24 protein-coding genes and 1 other RNA gene are annotated in these 23944 nt (G+C 39.7%); 13 read left to right on the top strand and 12 right to left on the bottom strand.

What is annotated here, in order from left to right; translation table 11 throughout:
- Positions 1–57: 57 nt before the first annotated feature.
- The 3 genes from AAEZ22_RS07260 to AAEZ22_RS07270 form a co-directional block, all read right to left on the bottom strand.
- The gene (locus AAEZ22_RS07260) at positions 58–1140 is read right to left on the bottom strand and encodes a trypsin-like peptidase domain-containing protein (protein WP_011329185.1); all 1083 of its coding nucleotides are present in this window, start codon (positions 1138–1140) and stop codon (positions 58–60) included.
- A gap of 99 nt (positions 1141–1239) precedes the next feature.
- A complete protein-coding gene (locus AAEZ22_RS07265) occupies positions 1240–2592 on the bottom strand; it encodes a Do family serine endopeptidase (protein WP_352296692.1) in 1353 nt (450 codons plus the stop codon).
- 393 nt (positions 2593–2985) lie between these two features.
- Complete coding sequence (locus tag AAEZ22_RS07270; protein WP_011329183.1) at positions 2986–3420, bottom strand: Z-ring associated ZapG family protein; 435 nt, start codon at positions 3418–3420, stop codon at positions 2986–2988.
- 125 nt (positions 3421–3545) lie between these two features.
- Here AAEZ22_RS07270 and zapE point away from each other — a divergent pair, with 125 nt between their 5' ends.
- The 8 genes from zapE to AAEZ22_RS07310 all read left to right on the top strand — a co-directional run bounded on the left by zapE (position 3546) and on the right by AAEZ22_RS07310 (position 10042).
- Positions 3546–4634: a cell division protein ZapE gene (zapE, locus tag AAEZ22_RS07275; RefSeq protein ID WP_011329182.1), complete on the top strand. Its 1089-nt coding sequence runs from the start codon at positions 3546–3548 to the stop codon at positions 4632–4634.
- A gap of 314 nt (positions 4635–4948) precedes the next feature.
- Positions 4949–5377 (top strand): 50S ribosomal protein L13, encoded by a 429-nt coding sequence (rplM, locus tag AAEZ22_RS07280; RefSeq protein WP_011329180.1) that lies wholly within the window; start codon positions 4949–4951, stop codon positions 5375–5377.
- Between the two features lie 8 nt (positions 5378–5385).
- A complete protein-coding gene (rpsI, locus tag AAEZ22_RS07285; RefSeq protein WP_086995409.1) occupies positions 5386–5778 on the top strand; it encodes a 30S ribosomal protein S9 in 393 nt (130 codons plus the stop codon).
- Positions 5779–6303: 525 nt separating this feature from the next.
- Positions 6304–6894, top strand: coding sequence for a ubiquinol-cytochrome c reductase iron-sulfur subunit (gene petA, locus AAEZ22_RS07290; RefSeq protein WP_011329178.1), 591 nt, complete (start codon positions 6304–6306; stop codon positions 6892–6894).
- A complete protein-coding gene (locus AAEZ22_RS07295; RefSeq protein ID WP_011329177.1) occupies positions 6894–8159 on the top strand; it encodes a cytochrome b in 1266 nt (421 codons plus the stop codon). Before petA ends, AAEZ22_RS07295 begins: the two co-directional genes overlap by 1 nt.
- Complete coding sequence (locus AAEZ22_RS07300) at positions 8156–8899, top strand: cytochrome c1 (protein WP_011329176.1); 744 nt, start codon at positions 8156–8158, stop codon at positions 8897–8899. The genes AAEZ22_RS07295 and AAEZ22_RS07300 overlap by 4 nt, the downstream gene beginning before the upstream one ends.
- Before the next feature lie 79 nt (positions 8900–8978).
- Positions 8979–9605: a stringent starvation protein SspA gene (gene sspA / locus AAEZ22_RS07305; RefSeq protein ID WP_011329175.1), complete on the top strand. Its 627-nt coding sequence runs from the start codon at positions 8979–8981 to the stop codon at positions 9603–9605.
- Positions 9605–10042: a ClpXP protease specificity-enhancing factor gene (locus AAEZ22_RS07310; RefSeq protein WP_011329174.1), complete on the top strand. Its 438-nt coding sequence runs from the start codon at positions 9605–9607 to the stop codon at positions 10040–10042. Before sspA ends, AAEZ22_RS07310 begins: the two co-directional genes overlap by 1 nt.
- 265 nt (positions 10043–10307) lie before the next feature.
- Here AAEZ22_RS07310 and dolP read toward each other — a convergent pair whose 3' ends face one another.
- Genes dolP through AAEZ22_RS07330 form a run of 4 tightly spaced genes read right to left on the bottom strand, consistent with a single transcriptional unit; the run spans position 10308 to position 13757 of the window.
- Positions 10308–10874, bottom strand: a complete 567-nt coding sequence (gene dolP, locus AAEZ22_RS07315) for a division/outer membrane stress-associated lipid-binding lipoprotein (protein WP_011329173.1) — start codon at positions 10872–10874, stop codon at positions 10308–10310.
- Positions 10867–11460 carry an SIS domain-containing protein gene (locus tag AAEZ22_RS07320; protein ID WP_011329172.1) on the bottom strand — a complete coding sequence of 198 codons (594 nt, stop codon included), beginning with the start codon at positions 11458–11460 and terminating at the stop codon, positions 10867–10869. The genes dolP and AAEZ22_RS07320 overlap by 8 nt, the downstream gene beginning before the upstream one ends.
- 34 nt (positions 11461–11494) lie before the next feature.
- Positions 11495–11866: a YraN family protein gene (locus AAEZ22_RS07325; RefSeq protein ID WP_011329171.1), complete on the bottom strand. Its 372-nt coding sequence runs from the start codon at positions 11864–11866 to the stop codon at positions 11495–11497.
- A gap of 13 nt (positions 11867–11879) precedes the next feature.
- On the bottom strand, positions 11880–13757 hold the full coding sequence (locus tag AAEZ22_RS07330; RefSeq protein ID WP_352296696.1) for a penicillin-binding protein activator: 1878 nt from the start codon (positions 13755–13757) through the stop codon (positions 11880–11882).
- 61 nt (positions 13758–13818) lie between these two features.
- Here AAEZ22_RS07330 and rsmI point away from each other — a divergent pair, with 61 nt between their 5' ends.
- Both rsmI and rnpB read left to right on the top strand, forming a co-directional pair.
- Positions 13819–14676: a 16S rRNA (cytidine(1402)-2'-O)-methyltransferase gene (gene rsmI, locus AAEZ22_RS07335; RefSeq protein WP_086995415.1), complete on the top strand. Its 858-nt coding sequence runs from the start codon at positions 13819–13821 to the stop codon at positions 14674–14676.
- Between the two features lie 43 nt (positions 14677–14719).
- Positions 14720–15098: RNase P RNA component class A (gene rnpB / locus AAEZ22_RS07340), an RNA gene on the top strand.
- Between the two features lie 109 nt (positions 15099–15207).
- Here the strand turns inward: rnpB and AAEZ22_RS07345 are convergent.
- Positions 15208–16287 (bottom strand): mechanosensitive ion channel family protein, encoded by a 1080-nt coding sequence (locus AAEZ22_RS07345; protein ID WP_352296746.1) that lies wholly within the window; start codon positions 16285–16287, stop codon positions 15208–15210.
- A 114-nt stretch (positions 16288–16401) separates the two neighbouring features.
- On the opposite strand from AAEZ22_RS07345, the gene AAEZ22_RS07350 reads away from it, so the two are divergent.
- Positions 16402–17361 carry a YihY/virulence factor BrkB family protein gene (locus AAEZ22_RS07350; RefSeq protein WP_182683928.1) on the top strand — a complete coding sequence of 320 codons (960 nt, stop codon included), beginning with the start codon at positions 16402–16404 and terminating at the stop codon, positions 17359–17361.
- A gap of 60 nt (positions 17362–17421) precedes the next feature.
- Here AAEZ22_RS07350 and AAEZ22_RS07355 read toward each other — a convergent pair whose 3' ends face one another.
- Positions 17422–20445, bottom strand: coding sequence for a bifunctional diguanylate cyclase/phosphodiesterase (locus AAEZ22_RS07355; protein WP_352296699.1), 3024 nt, complete (start codon positions 20443–20445; stop codon positions 17422–17424).
- Between the two features lie 349 nt (positions 20446–20794).
- Between AAEZ22_RS07355 and AAEZ22_RS07360 the strand changes: the two genes are divergently transcribed.
- A complete protein-coding gene (locus AAEZ22_RS07360) occupies positions 20795–21637 on the top strand; it encodes a pirin family protein (protein ID WP_086993251.1) in 843 nt (280 codons plus the stop codon).
- A 103-nt stretch (positions 21638–21740) separates the two neighbouring features.
- Here AAEZ22_RS07360 and AAEZ22_RS07365 read toward each other — a convergent pair whose 3' ends face one another.
- The 3 genes from AAEZ22_RS07365 to AAEZ22_RS07375 all read right to left on the bottom strand — a co-directional run bounded on the left by AAEZ22_RS07365 (position 21741) and on the right by AAEZ22_RS07375 (position 22972).
- Positions 21741–21983, bottom strand: a complete 243-nt coding sequence (locus tag AAEZ22_RS07365; protein ID WP_011329164.1) for a hypothetical protein — start codon at positions 21981–21983, stop codon at positions 21741–21743.
- Positions 21984–22183: 200 nt separating this feature from the next.
- Positions 22184–22639, bottom strand: coding sequence for a threonine/serine exporter family protein (locus AAEZ22_RS07370; protein WP_182683955.1), 456 nt, complete (start codon positions 22637–22639; stop codon positions 22184–22186).
- Positions 22640–22645: 6 nt separating this feature from the next.
- Positions 22646–22972, bottom strand: a complete 327-nt coding sequence (locus tag AAEZ22_RS07375; protein ID WP_011329162.1) for a hypothetical protein — start codon at positions 22970–22972, stop codon at positions 22646–22648.
- 492 nt (positions 22973–23464) lie between these two features.
- Between AAEZ22_RS07375 and mraZ the strand changes: the two genes are divergently transcribed.
- Positions 23465–23923, top strand: a complete 459-nt coding sequence (mraZ, locus tag AAEZ22_RS07380) for a division/cell wall cluster transcriptional repressor MraZ (protein ID WP_011329161.1) — start codon at positions 23465–23467, stop codon at positions 23921–23923.
- The last annotated feature ends 21 nt before the right edge of the window (positions 23924–23944 follow it).

Genomic DNA, 23944 nt, shown 5'->3' on the forward strand with positions numbered 1-23944 from the left:
AGTTAGTTAAGGTATTTTTAAAGGCCGGATAAGCTAATTTGCTATCCGGCCTTTTTATTAAAGCTTAGTTTCAAGCTCTGCAACCGTCACCATTATTTTTTCTATTTTACCATTGCGGTACAGCTCAAATTCTATTTCTTTACCGGGTTCGGTATTGCCTATTTTTTCTAACACTTTTTGTGGGTTTGCTACCGAAAGTCCTGCTATTTCAATTACAATATCTTGCTCTTCAATACCGGCCTGCCAAGCTGGGCCTAGTGGATCTAAGTTAGTAATACGCATACCTGCCACGGGCGTTAGGCTGTCGTTTACTTCTTTGCCTGTGCTATCTACAGCTGTCCCCTCAAAGCCTAAGTAGCCACGAACCACTCGGCCATGGCGAATTAGTTTTGCCATAACCTCTTTTACTAAAGAGTAAGGAACCGCAAAAAATATTCCCTGTATGTTTAAGTTTTCGCGAGTTTTAAATTGCGCAGAAGTAATACCGACTAAATCACCATTGGAATTAACTAATGCACCGCCCGAATTGCCTACATTAATGGCTGCGTCCATTTGCAATAAATTATTATAAGGACTGTCGGTGATTTTTTGTTTGCCGGTGGCGCTAATAATGCCTTGGGTAATGGTTTGCCCTAAATTTAAAGGGTTACCAATGGCCAGTACAATGTCGCCAACACTTGATGAGTAGTCATCGTTAACAGGAATAACAGGTAAGTGATCGGCATTAATTTTTAAGAGCGCAAGGTCAGTAATAGTATCAAAACCAATAAGCTGTACATCAAAAAAGCGTCGGCCATCGGTTAATATAACCAGTATTTGGTCGGCATTATTAATCACATGATAATTGGTAAGAATATAGCCATCTTGCGACATGATCACGCCCGAACCTAGTTCTTGTACGGTGTTTTGTCGTTTATAGCGTGGTTCTTTAGAAATACTTTCTGAAAAAACGGTGACTACCGAAGGAGCCGCACGCTTAACCGCATCTGAAAAGCTTAAATGGTTGCTACTCATAGCACTGGGCAGTGGCACATTAGGCAGCAATGCAGTGCGCATATTAGGACTAAAAAAAACCACTAAAAAAGCAATACCTAGGCCTGCAAATAGAGGAGGGAGTATAAATTTTAAGATTTTTAGCACAAGATTCTTATTGTTAGTGAGCAATCTCTTTATGATGGCCAAAAAAAATAACAGCGGCAAGTGCCGCTGTTACTTTTATTGCATTTTAACGGTTATAAATTATTGAATGAGTACAAATATAGACTCACGACCGCGTTTTACCCCTAATACAATGTTGCCTTTGATGTTTTCAATGATCTGGTTCATATCATTTATGCTTTCTACGCGCTGGCGATTTACTTGCACAATAATATCACCTTCTTCAAGACCAACACGCGCTGCAGGAGAGCGCGGATCTACCGTACTAACTTCAATACCCTTAGCGTTATTTTTCTTAACGTTTTCTAATGTGGCACCTTGAAATGCAGGGTGTAATTCTTCGCCTGTTGCGGTAATACCAGATGCGCCATCTAGGGTTACTTTAACGGTTTTTATCTTACCATCGCGGTAAATACCTAATTTAACGTCTCGGCCTTCACCTAGGGTTGCTATTTTACTGCGTAATTCATGAAAGCCGCTAATATCACTACCATTAATGCTAATAATAACATCGCCTGCTTGTATGCCCGCTTTGCTGGCTGCAGTGTTATCCATTACTTGCATAACATACGCGCCCTGTTTTACGTCAAGCTGCTGTGCTTTGGCAAGCCCAGCATCGAGAGGGCGACCTGATATTCCTAGCGAGCCACGGCGAACTTCACCGTGTTCAATAATTTGATCAACTAAGTTTTTCATCATATTAGAAGGAATAGCAAAGCCAATACCTACGTTACCGCCAGATGCGCCTAAAATTGCGGTGTTAATTCCAATTAGCTCGCCATTTAAATTAACTAATGCACCACCAGAGTTACCTTGGTTAATAGCGGCATCGGTTTGAATGAAATCTTCGTAACCTTCAATATTTAAGCCACTGCGACCAAGTGCGCTTACTATGCCAGATGTAACCGTATGGCTTAAACCAAATGGGTTACCAATGGCAACAGCAAAGTCGCCCACCCGTAAATTATCAGAGTTAGCTAGCTTTACTGCGGTTAAATCATCTGCATCTATTTGTAATAAGGCGATATCAGACTCTTTATCAGTGCCAATTTTGGTTGCCTCAAACTCTCGGCCGTCTTCAAGGGTGACTATCATTTTTTCGGCGTCTTGGATCACATGGTTGTTAGTGACCACATAACCTTTCTTAGCACCAATAATAACCCCTGAGCCTAACCCGCTAAATTGACGTTTTTGACTGCGAGGTTGTGGGTTACCAAAAAAGAACTCCAGCGGATCGGCGCGGCGACGTATTTCTTTTGAGCCCGACACCTGGATACTGACAACACCAGGGGTTATTTGCTCTAACATAGGCGCAAGTGTTGGTAATTGTTGGCCATTTACTGCAATCGGCATTTTTGCGTAAGACGTAACCGGGCTCAATAATAGGCTAGTAGACAAAATAGCTGCGCTGATAAGTGATAATTTCATTTTCATAGTCAGGGTTTACTCCACTTAGGATAAGCGAAAACAAAAAGGGCTACTTTAAAAGCAGCCCTTTTCGGTTTATTTAGGGCCTGTTGACCTTTCAGGATTGTAATTTGTTCTATCTAGAGGGGGTTTAATCGCGGCGCGAGATTTGTAACCTAGTGGGCTAAGTAAAAACCGAGCAACAATGAGTAAATTCCCCCTAGGACGAACCCAAGGGCAGCGCATGTTTGTTATTTATGCTGCGTTATCGCCTGTTTATGTGAAATAACCACATGGCACAGGCTCTGCCTTGCCTAAAAATCAAACATACTGCTGCAAATTCAACCTCGAAAGAAAAACAGGCCCTTTAAAACAACAAAGCTGTTATATCTAAAGACTATGGGGTTGAAAAAAAGTTCATCAAGATGCTGTTGAAGATTTTGCTTCGCCAGCAAACAAACCAGACTCACCCGATACGTAATCAGCCGGCTGTGCATCGGCGTTAGAGCGATCTGAGCGGCGCTCTTTAAGTGAAGCTTGTAACTGCTCAGTCATCTCTTTAGAGAAAAAAGGTTCAGCAGGTGCTTTATTTCTGTCCTCTAGTAACAACTGATTAGTTTCTTCAACATGGCTAAGTAACTGATCGTAATTGTCTTTCATTTTAGTTACTAACTTACCAGTATTTGCTAAGTGATCAGCTACATCTTGTCGATATTGCTCTAGCGTATTTTTCGCTTGTTCAACCTGCTCTTCTAATTCATCATGCTTGAACTGTTTTTTAGTGACAAATGCACCGATGAAAAATGCGGCTATAGCAACAATAATAACTAAACCGACCCATGTAAATGTACCCATAAATATCACCTCTTTGGGAAAATAACTAACGAATATCTTAAATCAAACTAAGTCTAATATACCCTGACTAATGATGCGTGTTAATATGCTTTGTAAATTAAACTGCGTTTTAACTGTAAATAGATATGACTCCTTGGCAAACATACCAGCAAGACCTCAAGCGTGATGACTTTGTATACGACGCAGCACAAGAAAATGCTGTACGTCATTTACAGCGCTTATATGATGATTTAACTCAAGCAAAACCGCAACCTACCGGTTTTTTTGCAAAGCTATTTAATAAAACAGAGCCTGCACCTATAAAAGGTTTGTATTTTTGGGGCGGAGTAGGGCGTGGTAAAACGTATTTAGTTGATACCTTTTATGAAGCACTACCGGGGCAGCGTAAAATGCGCGTGCATTTTCACCGCTTTATGCACCGAGTACATGACGAGCTTAAAAAATTAAATAAAAAAGAAAACCCACTAGAAATAGTAGCTGATATTTTTAAAGCCGAAACCGATATAATTTGTTTTGATGAATTTTACGTTCAAGACATTACCGATGCTATGTTACTCGGTGGCTTAATGGAAGCACTGTTTGCTCGTGGCATAGTGTTAGTTGCTACGTCGAATATTATTCCCGATGAGTTGTATCGAAATGGCTTACAGCGCGCGCGCTTTTTGCCCGCGATTGCGCTTGTTAATGCAAATACAGAAATAGTAAATGTCGATTCGGGCATAGATTACAGATTAAGAACTTTAGAGCAGGCAGAGATATTTCACAGCCCACTCGATGAGCAAGCCGATAAAAATCTATTTGAATACTTTGATAAGTTATCACACGAACAGGGTAAATCTAATACCGCCATTGAAATTGAAGGGCGCATGATTAAAACCCGTAAAGTATCTGATTGTGTTGTAATGTTTGAGTTTAGCGAATTATGTGAAACCGCGCGTAGCCAAGTAGATTACATGGAAATTAGCCGTTTATATAACACAGTTATTTTGTCTAACGTAAAACAATTTGGGCAAGTGAATGACGACGCAGCAAGACGCTTTATTGCATTAGTAGATGAATTTTACGAACGCCACGTGACTTTAATAATTTCGGCAGAAAAACCCATTACAGAGCTCTATACTCAAGGTAATTTAAGCTTTGAGTTTAAACGCTGCATAAGTCGCTTACAAGAAATGCAGTCGCTAGAGTATTTAGCGAAAGAGCATTTAGCATAAAAGTTAGCGCCTTAGGGCTAATTTATTCTTTGAGGAAGGGGCTCAATGCTAGAGCCCAATACACAGCGAAGGTCTTTTTAATATAAAGTGCCTAGCAGTTAAAAAATTTGTGGAAAAAACAACCCGCCGGTAGTAATGCAATAAAAGTGCTGATATACTCCCGCTCCTGCCACGTTGCGTTCTATGCCTTCATATAGTCTAGCCACTTGTGAGCGGCGCAAAAGTCTAAAACTCGAAGGGGTTATAGCAAACTTAGAGCAGTAGTTAATATTAACTACTTGTGGTTTTAATTGAAAAACATTGGATTTTTATAAATGAAAACGTTTGTTGCTAAACCAGAAACAGTAAAACGTGACTGGTACGTAGTTGACGCTGAAGGTAAAACTTTAGGTCGCATCGCTACTGAAATCGCTCTCCGCCTACGCGGTAAGCATAAAGTTGAATATACACCGCACGTAGATACTGGTGATTATATCATCGTTATCAACGCTGAAAAAGTTACTGTAACTGGTAACAAATTCAAAAACAAAGTGTACTATTCACACTCTGGTTTTCCAGGTGGTCTTAAGTCTACTACTTTTGATAAACTTCAAGCTGCAAAGCCTGAAATGATCATCGAAAAAGCTGTTAAAGGCATGTTGCCACGTGGTCCTTTAGGCCGCGCTATGTACCGTAAACTTAAAGTTTACACAGGTACTGAGCATAACCATGCTGCACAACAGCCTCAGGTTCTAGACATTTAAGGAGCACCATCATGGCAAATCAATACTACGGTACAGGTCGTCGTAAAAGTTCTAGTGCTCGCGTGTTCTTACGCCCAGGTACTGGTAACATCGTAATCAACAAGCGCTCTTTAGAAGAGTACTTTGGTCGCGAAACAGCACGTATGGTTGTTCATCAAGCTCTAGAGCTTGTTGATATGACTGAAAAGTTTGATCTTCACATCACCGTTTCTGGTGGTGGTACAACTGGTCAAGCTGGTGCAATCCGTCACGGTATTACTCGTGCACTTATGGAGTTTGACGAGTCACTACGTCCACAACTTCGTAAAGCAGGTTTCGTAACTCGTGATGCACGTAAAGTTGAACGTAAGAAAGTGGGTCTTAAGAAAGCGCGTAAGCGTCCACAGTTCTCAAAACGTTAATATTTACGTTATCAAGAATTCAAAAACCCAGCTTATGCTGGGTTTTTTGTTTTTCGCAACATAATAAATGGTAACTTTGACGATAGGTAATTGATAAACTCAGCGTGTTTAATGAGCAAAAGTAAAAAAACACTCAGTGAATACTAAAAAAGTTAAATAATTATCGTAATTAGTTTAAATCCATCAGTTAATTGGTGAATTTTTTTGCTACAATTGGCTGGCAAATAATGTGAGCAGGTTTAGCCCTAGCAAATGCAGTTGTTACTGCTTGTTTTGGTGAGGTTGACCTGAGTCAGTATATTATTTTTACAGAAGCGATATGATAGTCATTCGGCTTCATACTCGAGCTAACTTAATCTATTTTTTGAGCAAGTCAGGATTATTCGAGCATGGGGCTGTGAGTAACCTTGTTTTAAACAAGGATTTAAATATGATCGTTTCTATTTTATAATTCAAAAAAATTAACCTGCTGTAACTGATGTTCTCAATATAGCAAGTGTTGAGAATCATAGTGGAGATAAGTGGATGAGCAATGCGCCTGTAGACAATGGCCGACGTCGCTTTTTAACCATAGCTACCTCTGTTGTTGGTGGTGTTGGTGCGGCTGGGGCTGCTGTTCCTTTTATTGCGTCTTGGAATCCAAGTGAGCGAGCTAAATCTGCGGGTGCGCCTGTAGAAGTAGACATAAGCAAACTTGAGCCAGGACAATTAATACGTGTCGAGTGGCGTGGTAAACCTGTATGGGTTGTATCACGGACCCCAAAAATGCTTGAGCAAATGAAAGGACATGAAGATCAACTTCGTGACCCGCATTCGCAAGAGCCACAACAATTAGAATCATCAACAAATGATTACCGTTCATTGCGTCCAGAAATATTTTTGGCTGTAGGTATTTGTACTCATTTAGGATGTTCACCTAGCTTTTTACAAGGTGGCTTTGGTGAAAAAGTGGAAGGGACTGACGACGGTTTTTACTGTCCATGTCATGGTTCTAAGTTTGATATGGCTGGCCGTGTATTCCAATCGGTACCTGCACCATTAAACCTAGAAATACCACCATACACTTTTCTTGATGAAACCACTATATTAGTGGGCGAAGAACAAGGAGTGGCCTAATGTTTGGTAAGATTATTGGTTGGCTAGACGACCGTATACCATTGACACGTGTCTGGAACATGCATATTGCACAGTACCCAGCACCTAAAAACTTTAACTTTTGGTACTTCTTTGGCTCACTAGCTATGTTAGTACTAGTTAACCAAATTCTTACAGGAATTTGGTTAACTATGAACTATGTACCTTCTGCTGAGGGGGCGTTTGCATCAGTTGAATACATCATGCGTGATGTTGATTATGGCTGGTTATTACGTTATTTACACTCAACCGGTGCATCAGCGTTTTTCATCGTTGTATATTTACATATGTTCCGTGGCATGATCTACGGCTCTTATCAAAAACCACGGGAATTACTGTGGGTATTTGGTATGTTTATTTTCTTAGCGCTAATGGCCGAAGCATTCATGGGGTACTTATTACCATGGGGGCAAATGTCATTTTGGGGTGCACAGGTAATCATTTCACTATTTGGAGCAATTCCGGTTATAGGTGATGATTTAACACTTTGGATCCGTGGTGATTACGTAATATCGGGTGCAACGCTTAACCGCTTCTTTGCATTGCATGTTATTGCTTTACCATTAGTTATCGTGATTTTAGTATTTTTACACATAGTTGCACTACATGAAGTAGGGTCAAATAACCCTGAAGGCGTAGATAACAAGCGTAAAAAAGGTACGGTAGCTGAAGAAGATAAACCTAAGTTTAAGTTCCATGAATATTATACTGATAAAAAAGATATTCTTGATGCGATCCCGTTCCACCCTTATTACACAGTAAAAGATATTGTGGGTGTGGTTGGTTTCTTAATATTGTTCTGTTGGGTGGTGTTCTTTATGCCAGCCATGGGTGGTTTCTTTTTAGAAGCGCCAAACTTTGAAGCGGCTAACCCGCTGAAAACACCAGAGCATATTTTTCCAGTTTGGTACTTTACGCCATTTTATGCAATCTTACGTGCGATCCCTGATAAGTTAATGGGTGTTGCAGCAATGGGTGCATCTATTGTAGTGCTTGCGTTATTACCTTGGATAGATCGTGGTTCAGTTCGCTCAGTTCGTTACCGTTGTGGTTTCCACAAATGGAACATTGCAGGCTTTGTTGTTACTTTTGTTCTTTTAGGTTGGGTTGGTGCAACACCACAAACTGACATGAAAACAATTGTTTCGCAGATATGTACTGTGACTTACTTTATGTTCTTCGTACTGTTATTTGTATACAGTAAGAATGAAAAAACTAAGCCATTGCCTGAGAGGTTACTGAAATGATGAAAAAGCTACTTATTGGTTTATTTGCTTTATCAATTAATGTGTTGCCGGCAATGGCTGCAGGTCCTTCAGTGGCATTATTAGATGCTGGTAATGACCTAACAGATCAGCCTTCGTTGCAACGCGGTGCTAAATTGTTCATGAACTATTGTGTTGCTTGTCATCAAATGCAATACCAGCGTTATGAACGTACTTTTCGTGATATCGGTATTCCAACGGAAATTGGCGCAGAACAGTTAATTTTTGACGGTTCAAAAGTAGGTAGCCATATTACCAATGCGATGGCGAAAGAAGATGCTGAAAAGTGGTTTGGTGCTGCGCCACCAGATTTAACTAACGTTGCACGTGTTCGTGGTTCTGATTGGATATATACGTATTTAAAATCGTTCTACAAAGATGAGTCACGTCCATTTGGCGTAAACAATACATTGTTTCCATCTGTAGGTATGCCGCATGTTCTGCAAGAACTACAAGGCTTACCAACAGCTATTACAGAAGAAGTAGAAGTGAATGGTCATACTGTGACCAGAATTATTGCTACTGAAACTGATGGCTCAGGTGAATTAAGTGTAGATGAATACGACCAAGCTGCTCGCGATTTAACCAACTTCCTTGAGTACGTGGGTGAACCTTCACGTCTTGAGTCAGAAGCAATAGGTATTAAGGTAATTGGATTTTTATTCATCCTATTTATCTTGGCATTTATGCTTAAGAAAGAATACTGGAGAGATGTTCATTAAGTTTGAACATGTTTAAAGGTAATTTTGCAATAGGGGCTTAAGCCCCTATTGCTGTTTTAGTTATTTAATGGAGGTAGGCATGGCCGTAGCTGCCAATAAGCGCCCTGTAATGACCCTTTTTTCTGGTGCTAACTGTATGTATAGCCACCAAGTACGCATTGTACTTGCTGAAAAAGGTGTAAGTGTAGATATTCATTTGGCTGAAAAAGATAACCTGCCAGAGGCACTTCACGAAATTAACCCTTACGGTACAGTGCCAACACTGATTGACCGTGAGCTTGGTTTATATCAGGCAAATATCATCATGGAATACCTTGATGAACGTTTCCCTCATCCTCCACTAATGCCTGTTTACCCGGTAATGCGTGGCCGTAGCCGTTTAATGATGCACCGTATTGATACTGATTGGTACAGCCTAGCTGACAAAATCACTAACAACGCACCAGATGCTGCTCAAGCTCGTAAAGAGCTAACAGAAGCATTGCTTGCGGTTGCAGCAATCTTTAGCGAAGCACCTTACTTTATGAGTGAAGAGTTTAGCTTAGTAGATTGTTACCTTGCTCCACTATTATGGCGTTTACCTGAATTTGGTATTGAGCTTAACGGTGCAGGTTCTAAAGAGCTTAAAGAGTATATGATCCGCTTATTTGAGCGTGAATCATTCCAAGCTTCTTTAACTGAAACTGAGCGTGAGATCCGTTTATAATGACGCCTAATCGTCCTTATTTATTACGCGCTTTTTTTGATTGGATTGTTGATAACGAATGCACGCCACATTTAGTGGTTGACGCTGATTACCCTGCAGTACAAGTGCCAACACAGTTTGTGCAAGATGGACAAATTGTATTAAACATAAGTCCTTCAGCGGTAACGCAGTTTTCGTTAGATAATGAGCAGCTTAGCTTTAGCGCGCGGTTTGGTGGTCAGCCAATGCAAGTGTATGTGCCTTTAAGGGCTGTACTTGCAATATACGCGCGTGAAAATGGCGAGGGTACGGTCTTTACAGCAGATGAGTTTTTAGAGGACGAAGACGATTTTGCTCCAGATTTTGAAAGTGTTGATTCATCAGCAAATTATGTTGACGAAACACCACCAGAAAAGCCTGAAAAGAAAAAAGGTTCGCATTTACGTGTTATAAAATAATACATTTTATAATCTGTTAATGATAAAAGAAAAACCGCTAATAAGCGGTTTTTTTATGTCTGTATAAAAGTAAAAGGTTTTAGGTATTAGGTAGAGATTAAGCCAAGCACAAAGTTTCGCTTAAGGCTTTATGCCTTAAAGCTTGCGGGAGTGGGCTGCGAGAAGTGGGTTAAGGTTGATTGTTGTAACGGCGGATTTTCCCACCGGTATAAAAAACCTTGCAGTGTTAACTACAAGGCTTTTATATTCATCGAACCAGCTATCTTTACAAATATTCAAATACTTTAATTACGCGCTCAACACCCGATACATTACGCGCAATATTTACTGCTTGCTCTGCTTCTGCGTCAGAAACTAAACCCATCAAAAATACTTCGGCATTTTCAGTCACTACTTTAATATTATTACTGCTAATATTTTTAGCGGTTAATAGCTGTGCTTTTACTTTTGAGGTTAACCAAGAGTCATGAGTTTGGGTAGTCACCCCAATATTTGAACCAATACGAATTTGGTTATGTATTTTTCGAATGCCAGCAACACTCTCAATGGCTCTATTAGCTTCGTTTTTCATTTCTTCATTGGCAACTTGGCCAACTAATAAAACAATGCCATTAACGCTTACAGCGCTAATATGAGCAAATTTATGCAAGCGATCTACTTCACTAATTGCAATGCTAGCTTTTATTTCAATATTGCTGTCATCGATCTGAGAGCCAATTGTACGACGATCGTTTGCAGCTGTTATTGCACTAGCAGTACCAGCAACCACTGCGGCTGCACACCCTTGCAGTAATACAACCGTGCCTAAAATAATAAGGGAGCGTTTAAACATAATTTTCATCCTGCGGGAAAAGCGTTAAATCAACCAGTTCACTTAAACAATGTAAGTTAACTAAATGCGACTCGATAATACGGCTTGGGCGTTTAGAAGGCGTTCTAATCTCAACATCATTAGGGCCAAGTAAACCAACTAGCTCACCGCCGTCATCACCAACCATAACTATGACCTTCATATCCTTAGTTAGTGCCGCCTCTACCGCTGAAATAATTTGTTTTTCATTACCATTAATAGCCAGTGCCAGCAGTAAGTCACCTTGTTGAGCAAAGGCACGTACTTGACGAGCAAACGTGTCGTAATCGTCAACCTGAGTACTTTGCCCTAAGTTAATACTCTCTTGCGATAACGCAATAGCTGGCAGGCAAGGGCGCTCGGTTTCATAATGATTAACTAAAACACCTGCCATGTGTTGAGCAAGCATATGGCAGTTAGCTGTACCGCAACAAATAAGCTTATTGCCGTTGATCAGGCTTTGAGCAATGGTAAAAGCGGCTGACTCTAATGCACTGGGTAATACCTCACCCGCTGCTATTTGTACCTGAATGCTTTCTGTAAAAATTTCTTTAATTGTGTCTTGCATAGAATACCAACAATTTATACCTAGTTCTTTGTTTTTAAAATACGTTTTTGAGCCAGTTAATATGCATAGACGGCTCTCCAGTGATTGCTACATAATCGATTCTTAACGGCTGATTTGTTAGGTTTTTAGCGGCTAAGTAATGATAAATACTGCGTTTTAAGCGTGCTTGTTTTTGTATACTTAATGCGTAATTAGCGCCGCCGCGAGCGTGGTTTTTACGAAACTTAACTTCCACAAAAACCAAAGTGTTACCGTCTTTCATAATTACATCAAGTTCGCCAAAGGGGCAGTAATAGTTACGCTCAATTGCTGTTAACCCTTGAGAAACTAAATACTTTTGTGCCTGGAGCTCATAATACTGGCCTTTTTCACGACTGTTTTGCCACAGCTGTTTAAACCAAGACATGTCGCCCCCTTAGTTATTCGGTAATGTATAAGTCACTGGCTGATTGCATAAATAATGGCACTGGGCGTTGTGTTTTTAGTTGCACAGCCTTAATCCGACGATTGGTATATTGTGCCCAGTCTAATGTGCGTTCAATATGCCCGCTGGTATTAACCGAGAGCTTACCACTTAAACCGCTAAACTGATTCCCAGGGGAAAGACTTAGTTGTTTAATGTCATGCAATATAGTTACTGCATCGTAGGCCATAGCAAATAAACGCTGGCTTATATCGGCGTGCTCTGGCCACAATGTTTCGTATTGCTGGCGAAGATTATGCTGTTTAATTTGCGACTTTAACATCCAAGGAAGTTCGGTAAAGTATAAGCCATCTAAGTCGCCTTTATCGGTACGATCAATTTGGCTACTATGGCTTTTAGAACTAGCATAAAGCGGGATCCTATCAGCAAATGTACTTACATTAACGTCTAAATACGGCTTTATTAAACGGGTTTCTATTGCATCGCCTAAAATATAAATAGCGTCTATATCGCTGCGCGAGCGTGTTTCGTTTTCGACTTCTTGCTTAAATAAAGTTTTAACGGTTTTGATCCGCTCTTTACTTTTATCAACTTCAAGTAAGCTGGTAATCGTATCAGGCATGTCTTGACTACTGTTATAAAAGCCAATTTGTGGTTTGGTTTCGCTATAGCGTTGCCACTGCAGGTTAAAGTAATCAACCAAACGCTGCCCGTTTGCATTATTAGGCGCAAGTAACATAGGCTTTTGGTAGCCCTGAGCTAAAAAGTGCTCTAATGCTTGTTGTACTTCATGCTCGGGATTAAGGGCAAAAAAGTAGTGCTGTAACGAAAGCCGCTCACCATCAAAGGTATTTAAATGCATAGTAGGTATGTCTATAAGCACTTGCGCATTAGCAAGTTTATCTATATTCGCTTTTAACAGTGGACCAACAACAAAGTAGGGTTTTATTTGCGCTATTTTAGCCGTAATTTCATCAACATCACTGTTTTCATCAATAAAAATGGTTTCATTAATGCTTTGCTGATCAAGTGCTGCGAGCACGCCGGCTTTAAGTGCATCACCTAAGCGTTCATTAGCACCAGATTGCGGCAGTAGTACAACTAAACGCTCTATTATTACAGGCGTTAAGTCATTCACTAACTCATCTTGTTTAGATAAAACTACTTTAGCAGGGTGCCCGGGGTAGCGTCTCAACCAATTATTAATAGCTTGGTCAAGTTCAACGGCACTGCCAGCATAAACTTGATGGTACAAAGCAAGGTTAACCCAACCTTGTTGAATAACCGACCCTCTGTTAAAGCGTTCAAGTGTATAAGAGGAAAGCTTTTTTAAGTTATCCCATAAGTTTTGGTTTAGCTGTGCAATATCAATATTGTTTTTAGTAGCAGACTCAGACGCTGCAAAAAAGTAAGGGGCTGCGCGTTTCGCAAAGTCTTGCGATGCATACACACTGGCGGTTAAAAATTGATGCCATGCAAAATGTTCAGGCTGTTTAAGTTGACCATCTAACGACTGCAAAATAACTAACGCTTGAGCGTTTTTATTTTGCTGCTTTTGCGCAAACGCAATATAAAGACGATTTTGAATCTGATCAACACTTGGGGTTAATTCTAACTCACCGCATACCTTTTCTAATAACGACCAACTTTGCTCATTCACTGCAGCATCGCGGGCACTATAAAGTAGCTGTATTTTATCGGCACCTTGGCGGTTTTGCGCCAATTGGTAGATAGATAACGCACTATTAGCTTGGTTTTTTAGTGCATTGGCACTGTTACTGAAGTTATCACTGTTTTTAGTTGGTTTTTCGGTTGTGCTACACGCCGATAACCCTGACAATATAATTAATAGACTAACTAGTTTAAGTCGCACAATGATTTCCCAATACGTTAACGCGATTTGCTTATATTACTGACTGACGCAGGAGACCTCAATGTTAAATGAGGAGAATTCACAGAAAATTGGCACTCTTTACATTGTAGCCACCCCAATTGGCAATTATGACGACTTAAGTCAGCGTGCAATCGCGACATTATCGCAAGTTGACTTAATCGCTGCTGAAGACACACGCCATACTGGCAAGCTACTTAGCCACTTTGGTATCAAGGCTAAAACCTTTGCTTTACACGATCATAACGAAAAGCAAAAAGCACAACAAATTATCGATCAGCTCAATCAAGGCTTAAATATAGCCTTAGTATCAGACGCAGGCACACCTTTGATCAGCGATCCTGGCTATGCGGTGGTTAATTTATGCCGCGAGCAAGGCGCACATGTTACACCTATTCCTGGAGCATGCGCTGCAATAACCGCTGTATGCTGTTCTGGCTTACCAACTGATCGCTTTCAATTTGTTGGTTTTACACCAGCAAAAAGTAAAGCACGCCAAGAATTTTTTATTGATGCAGTTAATTCTGGCATTACTAGCATAATGTATGAAAGTACCCATCGTATTATGGCAAGCCTTGATGACTTAGCCGAGGCACTTGGCGATGATCAGCAAGTGGTGTTTGCTAAAGAGCTGACTAAAACCTTTGAAACATTTTTTAATGGCAGTGTGAGTGAGTTAAAAGCATTTTTAACTAACGATCCTACCAAGCAGCGCGGCGAAATAGTACTCATGTTGCCGGGTAAACCTAAGCTAATAGACGACGTACCGCCTGAAGCACGTAAAATGCTAGCGCTGCTTGAAAGCGAAATGCCAATGAAAAAAGCCTGCGGTATTGTAGCCGATTACTTTGGTATGAAAAAAAATGCGCTGTATAAAACAATAATTGACGAAAAAGGGTAAATCTTTACTGCGCTTGGCATTATCCTCAGGTATAATCCGCGCCGAGTTAGCCAAGATAATCGCTGCCTGTGACGAAAATGATCAGGGGGAGGAAAGTCCGGGCTCCATAGGGCAGAGTGCCAGTTAACGGCTGGGGGGCGCGAGCCCACGACAAGTGCAGCAGAGAGAAGACCGCCAATCTTCGGATTGGTAAGGGTGAAAGGGTGCGGTAAGAGCGCACCGGGCCGCTAGTAATAGTCGGTTGCAAGGTAAACTCCACTCGGAGCAAGACCAAATAGGGTTCTATCATTTTAAATAATGAACGCGTGGCCCACGTCAGAACCGGGTAGGTTGCTTGAGCCATAGAGCGATTTATGGCCTAGACGAATGATTATCACTTTCTTCGGAAAGGACAGAACCCGGCTTATACGGCTAACTCACTCATTCAATAAAAAGCCCGCAGTGCAAACTGCGGGCTTTTTTGTGTCTAAAATAAAAGTAGGCTCGATATAACCTGATACGACCTTATAAAACTAGCTCCCTGATTTTTAACTAGATAATATTTTTACCTTGCTCGGGATCGCGGGATTGATCGGCCTGCTCGCGTATTTCATCGGTGTCGCTACTTACGTCATCTAAGTTTTTGGCTTGAGCTTGTGTTTCTGATACTTTTTTAGTTGGCGCTATAGGCTCACTTTTTTCTGGGGTTACAGCTTCAAGGTTAGGATCGCTAAGTATAATGCGTTCTCTGGCATCGTCTGGCATGCTGATGTTATGACTAGTAAATTCGTTTACTAATTCTCGCATTAGCTGTGAGGCCACTTTAGTGGTACTGAACTGCTCGCTATTAACCCAAAAAAATAACGTAAAGTTAATTGTTGATGAGCCTAGGTTTTTAATTAGTACCTGCGCAGGTGGATCGGTTAATACTGCGTTTTGTTGGTTTGCAATTGTGAGGGCTAGGGTTTGTGCGCTGCGTATATCGTTATCATACCCTATGCCTATTTCTACTTTGCCGCGCATTTTAGGGTTGGCAGTGAGGTTTTTAATAATATTTTTGTACACAGTGGCATTAGGTATTTGAATATGGTTACCGTCGTAGTCAACTAAAGTGGTTGCGCGAGCGGTTACTTTTTTAACTATGCCGAGGCGGCCTTCTACCTCAATTACATCATCTATTTTAAAAGGGCGTTGTATGCTTAATAATAAACTAGCTATAAAATTTTCGGCAATATCTCTAAATGCAAAACCGAGAATAAGCCCTATCAAACCAGTGCCACTCATTATAGCTACGGCAAACTGTGTCAGCCCAGCTAAACGTAAAAACAAGTAAATACCCAATAGTAGGATTAAAATACTTATACTTCGTCTTATAACCAGATGAATAAGTGCACTATCGGTTAAATATTCAATAGGTTTAATTAATAGGCGTGATAACGGCCTGGCAAGGATGTAACTTATTACAACTATAATAATCCCTAAAAATAGGGTGGGTAAGGTTTGCACTACTACATGTAGGAATTGCATGCTTTGCTCTTGCAAAAACGCCCACGACAATACATCGGCTTTAATGCTTGGAGTAGCAGGGGCTGCATTAACTGCAGTTATAATGTTATTTAAAGCACTGAGCATGGGGGTTATCCGTGTTAAATCATCTTTATAAACAATAATAGCAAGTTTAATACCAAGCGCATTGGTGTTGGCAAACATTTTGCTCTCTTACTGCTATATAACAAAGGAGTTAAAATGAGCGATGTAAAACGTGGTCAAGATGCACAGCAACCAGTAAATATTCCGTTGCTTGGTTGGTGGGATATTACTAAGCGTATTTTTACTCAAATGAGTCGTGATAATTTATCGTTAGTGGCCGCTGGCGTGGCATTTTATGCGTTACTGGCTATTTTTCCAGCGCTTGCTGCACTTGTATCTATTTATGCCTATTTTGCATCACCTACAGATATAGGGGCGCATTTAAGTCAGGTAATTGAGCTGCTACCAGAGAGTACCGGAGAGTTAATTTTGTCGCAAATAGCCAGTATCGCCCAAAGCTCAAGTACTAGCTTGAGTTTGAGCGCAATTGGCACATTAATATTAACTATTTGGAGTAGTTCAAAGGGCAGCCAAGCATTAATTACAGCCTGTAATATAAGTTATCAGGAATATGAAAAACGCTCATTTTTTAAAGCGCAACTTGTACGCTTTCTGTTTTCGATTGGCGCTATTGTAGTGGCTATTTTTGCGCTGTTAATTATTGGTATTTTACCGGTAGTACTTAATTTAGTGGGATTAAAAGAAAATATAGATTTACTCATCACGTTTATTTCATGGCCATTATTAGCATTTACTTTTAACTTTGCCTTAGTGCTTTTATACCGTTACGCGCCGCATCGTAAACCTGCTAAATGGCGTTGGATCACCTTAGGATCTGTTATTGCGACAATTTTATGGATAGTCGCTTCAATTGGTTTTTCATTTTATGTATCGAAATTTGCCAGTTATAACGAAACTTATGGCTCGTTAGGTGGGGTGGTTATTATGCTGATGTGGCTATACATTAGTGCTTATATTGTAATTTTAGGGGCGACAATTAATGCTGCCTCAGAGCAACAAACTGCAATAGATAGTACAATAGGCCCAGATAAAAAAAGAGGTGAGCGCGGAGCCTATGTTGCCGATCATCTTGATGTGAAAGAGCCTAATAGGTAAGTAACTTTACAAGTACTCATAATAGAGTACTTGGGTAATGTTTGGTGCCTAACGCTGTGGTTATTTTAGTGCAATGATTTGGCTTGTGGTTAGTAAGCTCATAAACTGCTCTTTAGGTAAGGGTTTTGAAAATAAATAGCCTTGCCCATAGTCGCAACCAGCTTCAAGTAACAGTTGCATTTGCTGCTTGGTTTCTATTCCTTCAGCAATTACTTTTAACCCTAACTGGTGCGCCATAACGATAATGGTTTCGCACAATACCAGCTCCTGGCTACCTTTATTAATGTTATCAACAAAGCGTTTATCTATTTTAAGGTAGTCGGTATCCATTTCTTGTAAGTAAGCGAGAGAAGAGTAACCGGTGCCAAAATCATCAAGGGCTAATTGCATTCCCGACTGAACCAGTGCCTTTAAACGGCTTTGTGTTAAAGCCTCAGGGTTGACCATTAAGCCTTCTGTTATTTCAGCAACAATTGATGATGCAGGCAGGTTTGCTGCATTAAGCATAGCTCCCCACTCATCTATCCCGCTATCTGGGGTAGATAGCTGTATTGGCGATACATTAACGCTCAGCTGAAAATCATTGGTTATGTGTGCTTTTATATCATTGAGTGTTTGTAATGCTTGGGAGAAAACAAATTGCCCAAGTATATTTATTTGTCGGGTTTCCTCAGCTAACGGAATAAAGTCAGCAGGGCTTATTAAGCCTTTTTCAGGGTGACGCCAACGAATTAATCCTTCAGCTTTGTGTACGTGCAAGTCTTTTAGGCAGACGATAGGTTGATAAAACAATTCAAACTGCTCAAGCTCTATTGCTGTTCGTAATTCTTTAAGTAGCAGCATGCGCATTTGCGCTTTTTCGCGCATGTCATGGGAGAAAAATTCAAAGCCATTACGGCCATTAACTTTTGCTTTATACATTGCTTGATCGGCTGCTTTGAGTAACTGCTCAGTATTTTCGCCATCATTAGGGGCTGAGGCAATACCTATACTGGCACTAATAAACAACTCTTCGTTTTCAATATAAATAGCCGATGACAAGCTAAGTAAAATATTTTCAGCTATTTGCTTTATATGCTGTTCTTTAATTTTACTAAATACGATTACAAATTCGTCGCCGCCAATGCGGGCAACAAACTCGGCATTTTTTGCTGACTCTAAAATACGCTGCGACACAAATTTAAGTAAAGCATCACCATAATGGTGCCCTAAAGTGTCGTTAACGTCTTTAAAGTGATCTATGTCGAGCAACATAATAACCAGTTGCTCGGCATTATTTTCTACACGCGTAAAACATTCATTTAAACGTTTTTTTAACTCTAATCGATTCGGTAAGTCAGTAAGGTGATCAAAGTGAGCTTGTTTCCAAATAAGCGCATCGGCTTGTTTTTTTTCTGTTAAGTCTGTAAATATGGCTATACGACGAACCGGCATGTTATTGTCATCATACACAGTATCTATAGTTAACCATTCCACGTAAAGCTCACCATTTTTACGGCGATTAATAATTTCTCCCTGCCAACGCCCCGTGCTTGTTAGTTCTGCCCACAGAGCCTGATAAAATGTCTTATCGTGCTTGCCAGAGGACAAAACACTGATCGTTTTATTAATTACTTCTTCTTTAGAAAAAAGCGTGGTTTTACTAAAAGCAGGGTTAACATCGAATATAATGCCATTTTCATCGGTTATAGCCATTCCTTCACTACTGTTACCGTACACAAGCGACGCTAAGTGTAGGGCTTCTTCATTTTGTTTGCGCTGGGTTATATCGCGTAGCACTACTACAAACTCATGGTTAGTTTGCATTGGGTTTATTCTGGCTTCAAAGCTTTTAATATCAGTTTGGCTTTGCAAGGTAAACTCTAAGTTACTTGAGCTTTTTGAAGTTGAAGTAGGGAGGTTATTGAGAATTAACTGTGCATTACGCTCAGTAACAAAACTAGCTAAAGTTAAGTTGTTTACCGATTGCGTAACATCAGGAATATTAAATGATCCCCCAATATTAGAAACATCACCTTTGTTGTTAATCTTTAAGTAACTATCTGGCAGTGCACTTAATAAACTGGTTAACTCATCGTGTTTATTTTTAAGGTTAGCCTCAGTAGCTAAGCGAGTTTCAGCCATTATTTTAAAGCGTTGATATAAAACCTTGAGCTCGGGGCTGTTAGGAGTATCATTTTGCTCAGATGGCATAACGCCATTTGCTAAGCTGTCGGTTGCTTTAGTTAGGTTATTAATAGGTGTAAAAATACTTACTTTAAGTAGTTTGTAGGCAATAAATGTTAGCAGTAATAAAAAGATTATAAATACAGTTAAAGAGATTATAAAGTTATGATTTATTTGTGCTAAAACATCGGTGACGGGTAAACCAATATAAATATCTAAGTTGTTATTATGTGGATCGTTATAAATAGTTGAGCGAGAAAAAATACGGATAACACCTTGCTCATCTGTAATAAAATGAGAATCAGCCTGCATCGACTCCACATAACTTTGGGCAATGCTATTACCTATTAAAGTAGTGTTTTTGGGGTAGTGAGCTAAAATTTTAGTGTTAGAATCAACAATGGCAACTAACGATCCATCAGGTAAGTTAATTTCATTTATTGCTGCATTCCACCAATCTAAGGCAATCACAATTATAACAGCGCCTTTGGTAACCCCAGCGGTATTTTTTAACGACAGCGCAAAATTCACCGTTGTTGTTTGTAAACTTCGATCTAGCTGAAAATAGCCTACAGATAGCATGTCGCTATTTAATGCATTTTTAAAATAATCTCTATCTGCAATATTTATATTTTTTACTTGCCCCGATGTGGCGCAACTAATATTCCCCTGCAAGTCAATCATGCCAATATTAGCAACATTATTGTAGAGTGACTTAAATAGCTCAAAATAGTCAGGGCAGGTGGTTAGCAGCTCATCATGCTTGCTTTCTTGTTGTGCGATATAGCGCGCTAAACGCTCAATATCATCAAGCATATTTTTTTGTTGTAATGAAAAACGGTTGGCAATATTGGTTGCTTGTAGCTCACTTTGCTTAATTGAATAGTTACGTTCTAGTAATAACGTAAAAATGATCACAGCGACCCCAGGAATGCTAAATAAAATAAGCAAACGGTAAAGCTGATTTTTAAGTGAAGTGGTAAAAATAATAATGCCTTAATAGAGATTTACGCCAAAAATAATTGTAGCTAACTTTTTGTTTAATAACCATATAAATAATAAGGATTAAAGCATTGCTTATTAAATCAAAAATCAGCTGTAATAACTACTTTAACAGCAAGTCATTTAATAACGGTTATAGCAAACTGTAATTTTTTAGGATAAAAACTAAAATTCGTTTAAAAAGAATAAATGGTACGAATTAAACATATATACGTAAATTTTCAGTGTGCTTAAATAGTGTTATCTACTTTATTGGAGCAATAAAATGAAAGTAATTAAACAACTAAGTGCGCACGCAACCCAAGATGGTGATGGCGTTAATATTAGTAGAATTCCCGGTTTTGATGGCAAGCACCTAGATCCCTTTTTAATGATTGACGAACTAAAGTCAGATAATAAAAACGATTACATTGGCGGTTTTCCTGCGCATCCTCATCGTGGTATGGAAACCTTTACCTATATTATTAAAGGTGGCTTTGAACACCGTGACCAAATGGGTAATAAAAAGGCCATAAAAGCAGGCGATGTACAATGGATGAGTACAGGTAAAGGGGTAATGCATAGTGAAATGCCATTGGCAGATGCTAATGAAGGGTTACATGGTTTTCAGATATGGATCAATATGCCCAGTGCAGAAAAAATGCGCGCACCAATTTACCAAGATACAACAGCGCATCCTGCGCCAGTTGCCACCAATGATAATGGAGTAACACTTAAAGCATTGGCAGGCACATGGCAGTTTGCCGATCAGGCTTTAACATCAAGCCTACAAACACTCGCTGCAAATGCCGCTTTAGCTGATGTAACTTTACCTGCAGGACAGCGTTTTGAGTTGCCACCACTGAGCCAGCAAAAAGTGATGCTATATATTCATACCGGTTCGTTAACTACGCAAGCAGGTAACGTTATTGCAGCAAAACAGCTGTTAATACTAGAACCAGGTAGTGACATTGACTTATATACAGAGCAAGGAGCAGGTGTGCTTATTTTAGCTGGTGATGAGCTTCAACAACCAATTGCTCACATGGGGCCATTTGTAATGACCACTGAAGCTGAAATTCAGCAAGCTATTCGTGATTATCAAAACGGTGAGTTTGGTAATATTTAGAATCGCCGATTTATGATCAATGATCAATTAAGCCGCTTAACAAAGGCTAAAGCTATCAATTAGTGCTGCGCTATTATTTATTGCGCGGCACTGGTTTTATCCATTAAGCTAATAATCTTGCTAGCCAAGCATATTTTTTGATTAAACCAGATTTAGTACTACTAGCCTGCACAACAGCACCGGCTAAAAATGCGCTTGAAATACCAACTTTGGTAACCGCAAAGCGTTTTAATCTGTACTTAAACGCCATGTGATGTTGGCGTTTTAATTCACTTTGTAAATCCATTTGTTTACTAAGATTATTCACCGCTTTGTTTGGCGACTGAATTAAATAGTTAACCAGCATTGTTATCTCCTTGAAGGTTAAATAACCTGAATTTTGGATAATAAATCTATCTCAAACAGCTACTTTAAGCGCTAACTGCGTTGAATTTACTTGCAATAGGCCAGCTATTGACGCGTCAATTCGTCTTGTTTTCACTGAAAGTTTCTGGCTAGAGAAAATAAATTTAAACATAGCTATGATTCAATACGTTAGTAAATCTTTTAACCAGAGTTCAGGTTAAATAACTGTTTTAAGCTACGTAATGTTTTACTAAAGCCAATTTTGTTACTTAAATAAATAGCACTTTTCCAAAGCCAAATTAAGCCTATAACTTGTAGTAAAGTTGCGGTTGCTATACTTAGCCATACAGAGGCAAATAACTCATAAACTCCAAAGCCAATTGCGCCCAATAAAACAATCCACAACAAAATCAAACCGCTGGCAAAACAACCCAAAAGTATAGTAATGAGTGCAAGTGATCTGAGCGACAAATGCCACTCAGCTTTTGCTAATTGTTTGGTAAGTTTGCCTTGCGTTTTGTAGTCATCCTTTATTTGCTCAGAATAGGATAAAAGCTTAGCAATATGATCTTGCCAATCTTCCTTTTGGCTCGCGTCTTGGGCCGTTTGATTTTGAGCGTCACCATCCTTGGTCGCTGTTGTTTGTGGATTATTCATCATTGTTTACTTACGACGAAACAATGCAGTTACTAGCATACCTGCGGCAAATGCAATTCCAGCTGTTGCTAATGGGTTCTCTGCTGCAAGGGTGCGTGTTTTAGATGTATATTCACCTAGTTTTTCACGGGCAATGAGTTGCTTTTCACTCAGTGTTTCAGCAGAGCTAGTTGCCCCTTTTCTTACGCTGCTCTCTGCTACGGCTGCTTTACTAGAAAGTGCATCTACTGCGTCGTGTGCAGCCGATGTTGCTTTTTCTGTAAAGGGTGCTTCGTTAACTTCAGGTTTAGTCGCTGTAGTTGTTGATGTTTTAGTATTTGTTGCAGTAGCCATAATCAATCCTTAATAAAAATAAAGTTAAAAAATTTATTGGTAAGTATATAGCTGCAATGATCAAACCAACTTTAAAATAACTTTAACTATATGATTTATATTGATATATGTGTTTTACGGTTGGCCAGCTTTAACTTGAGTCGTAACAATTGCCATATAATTGAGTAAATTTTACAAATGGCTAAATCACGCCTTAAAATTTGTAATTGTTCACTGGTTATTCAGTAAGCAAAAAGTGTAAACGAAAGGTTACTTAAAATGATAAGAAAAAATCTCACCACGAATTCCATTTTTTCCCACTTAATTCAATCGCTTTACGCTAAGCCTTATTTTTTCTAGCTTTGAGACGCGTTAAAGGAAGCCTGATTACTTGACAAAAAGCCTTGTCAAGCCCTAAACTGGAGCACTGTGGTAAAAAGTGGTTTATAGTGGATCAAAATGGATCGGGTTAATCAAAAGTGTTGATTAAAACAATTTTAAAGTAGGCTTTTTATGTTTCGTGGCGCAAGTTCGCTGAGTTTGGATGATAAAGGACGTTTTGCGGTACCCACTAAGTACCGAGACGATCTATTGTCTGAAGATCAGGGAACGGTTATTTGTACCGTCGCATTAAATGAGCCGTGTTTATGGTTATATCCATTGGCACAATGGCAAGAAATAGAAAGCCGCCTAGCAAAAATATCTAATATGAACCCACGAGCCCGTCGTATGCAGCGCATGTTGCTGGGTAATGCTACTGAATATCAACTTGATAAAAATGGCCGGATTTTGCTAGCGCCTTCTTTGCGCGCCCATGCAGATCTTGGCAAAAAAATCATGCTAGTTGGTTTAATGAATAAATTTGAAATATGGGATGAAGCGCGTTGGCATCAGCAAATGCGCCAAGATACAGAGCTTGAAAGGCTTGGTGATTTTGAACCACACCCAGATTTAGATAATTTCACACTCTAACGGCACAATAAAAGGCAAACA

Origin of the sequence: Pseudoalteromonas sp. 20-MNA-CIBAN-0454, assembly GCF_040308685.1 — a bacterium.
GTDB lineage: Bacteria > Pseudomonadota > Gammaproteobacteria > Enterobacterales > Alteromonadaceae > Pseudoalteromonas > Pseudoalteromonas nigrifaciens.

Bases quoted from the DNA above. Each gene is read 5' to 3' on its own strand.
- AAEZ22_RS07265 (WP_352296692.1), bottom strand. From the start codon at position 2,592: ATGAAAATGAAATTATCACTTATCAGCGCAGCTATTTTGTCTACTAGC.
- AAEZ22_RS07270 (WP_011329183.1), bottom strand. From the start codon at position 3,420: ATGGGTACATTTACATGGGTCGGTTTAGTTATTATTGTTGCTATAGCC.
- zapE (WP_011329182.1), top strand. From the start codon at position 3,546: ATGACTCCTTGGCAAACATACCAGCAAGACCTCAAGCGTGATGACTTT.
- rplM (WP_011329180.1), top strand. From the start codon at position 4,949: ATGAAAACGTTTGTTGCTAAACCAGAAACAGTAAAACGTGACTGGTAC.
- petA (WP_011329178.1), top strand. From the start codon at position 6,304: ATGAGCAATGCGCCTGTAGACAATGGCCGACGTCGCTTTTTAACCATA.
- AAEZ22_RS07295 (WP_011329177.1), top strand. From the start codon at position 6,894: ATGTTTGGTAAGATTATTGGTTGGCTAGACGACCGTATACCATTGACA.
- AAEZ22_RS07300 (WP_011329176.1), top strand. From the start codon at position 8,156: ATGATGAAAAAGCTACTTATTGGTTTATTTGCTTTATCAATTAATGTG.
- sspA (WP_011329175.1), top strand. From the start codon at position 8,979: ATGGCCGTAGCTGCCAATAAGCGCCCTGTAATGACCCTTTTTTCTGGT.
- AAEZ22_RS07310 (WP_011329174.1), top strand. From the start codon at position 9,605: ATGACGCCTAATCGTCCTTATTTATTACGCGCTTTTTTTGATTGGATT.
- dolP (WP_011329173.1), bottom strand. From the start codon at position 10,874: ATGTTTAAACGCTCCCTTATTATTTTAGGCACGGTTGTATTACTGCAA.
- AAEZ22_RS07320 (WP_011329172.1), bottom strand. From the start codon at position 11,460: ATGCAAGACACAATTAAAGAAATTTTTACAGAAAGCATTCAGGTACAA.
- AAEZ22_RS07325 (WP_011329171.1), bottom strand. From the start codon at position 11,866: ATGTCTTGGTTTAAACAGCTGTGGCAAAACAGTCGTGAAAAAGGCCAG.
- rsmI (WP_086995415.1), top strand. From the start codon at position 13,819: ATGTTAAATGAGGAGAATTCACAGAAAATTGGCACTCTTTACATTGTA.
- AAEZ22_RS07345 (WP_352296746.1), bottom strand. From the start codon at position 16,287: ATGCTCAGTGCTTTAAATAACATTATAACTGCAGTTAATGCAGCCCCT.
- AAEZ22_RS07350 (WP_182683928.1), top strand. From the start codon at position 16,402: ATGAGCGATGTAAAACGTGGTCAAGATGCACAGCAACCAGTAAATATT.
- AAEZ22_RS07360 (WP_086993251.1), top strand. From the start codon at position 20,795: ATGAAAGTAATTAAACAACTAAGTGCGCACGCAACCCAAGATGGTGAT.
- AAEZ22_RS07365 (WP_011329164.1), bottom strand. From the start codon at position 21,983: ATGCTGGTTAACTATTTAATTCAGTCGCCAAACAAAGCGGTGAATAAT.
- AAEZ22_RS07370 (WP_182683955.1), bottom strand. From the start codon at position 22,639: ATGAATAATCCACAAACAACAGCGACCAAGGATGGTGACGCTCAAAAT.
- AAEZ22_RS07375 (WP_011329162.1), bottom strand. From the start codon at position 22,972: ATGGCTACTGCAACAAATACTAAAACATCAACAACTACAGCGACTAAA.
- mraZ (WP_011329161.1), top strand. From the start codon at position 23,465: ATGTTTCGTGGCGCAAGTTCGCTGAGTTTGGATGATAAAGGACGTTTT.